The sequence below is a fragment of the Vibrio sp. 1288 genome (assembly GCF_033344475.1).
The window spans coordinates 1-905 of record NZ_JAWPOX010000249.1; the positions used below are offsets into that span (position 1 = coordinate 1).

A 905-nucleotide genomic window follows, 5' to 3' on the forward strand; every position below is an offset into this window, starting at 1 on the left:
TTAATCTAATTCGACTACTGCAACCGAGATGCCAAAATATGCTATTGGTTTAAGTGATTGAAATGTATAGATGAGGAAATGAAAACAAAGAGGCAGCGAGACAAATTCTCAATTTGAGAACCAATATGGGTTAGTTATCCATCTCAATTTGATATTGCGTTAGCAATACGGGAATAACGCTCTCTGTTGAAAACTGTTCTACGATCGTTTGGCGTGCGTTTTTACGGATTCGTTCTTGTTGGCTTTTCTCCATCGCCATCCAGTACTGTAGATTGAGCGCGAGAGCGGGGACATCATCGGCAATAAAGCCATTGTTGCCTGTTTGAATGATGTCGGGTAAACGTCCGACCTTTAGACTGATCACCACAATGCCGCGTGCCATTGCCTCAAGTGCCGCCATGGGTAGTCCTTCGAAGCGAGAAGAGATCATCAATACGCTGATATTTTCCCATACCGCGTTCATGTCTGTTTGATGACCATGAAAAATGACATTCGCTGGTGCGGTTGTCTCTAAGTTTTGTCGCTCAGGCCCATCGCCATAGATAGAGAAGCGATAATCAGGGCAGGCTTTTGCTAACTCGATAAATTGATCTGCGCCTTTTTCATGGCTTAAGCGACCAACAAACGAGATCTCTTGATAATGGTTGTTCATGCTTGGTAACGCGACAAAGTTGTTGAGTAGTTGCGAGGGGCAGAGCACTTTATCTTGAATATTTTTGCTTACTGCAAAGCAGTGATCCGAGAGATAGCCTGAGCATCTGTCCAACCCGTCGTAAAGCCACAGTTTGCCCGATGACGACTCACCTGCATGATAAGTTGAGACCAAACGCGGAAAAGTGCGAGTGAGCAGTTTGGCGGTGCGAGCCAGTATGCTCGCCTTGTAGCCGTGAGTGTGCAGTACACTC

At 45.7% G+C, this 905-nt stretch carries 1 protein-coding gene; it reads right to left on the bottom strand.

Annotated features, from left to right (window positions below; genetic code table 11):
- Positions 1 to 130: 130 nt before the first annotated feature.
- Positions 131 to 905, bottom strand: a 775-nt coding sequence (locus R8O11_RS26015; protein WP_318194712.1) for a glycosyltransferase family 4 protein, incomplete at its 5' end; no start/stop codon positions are given.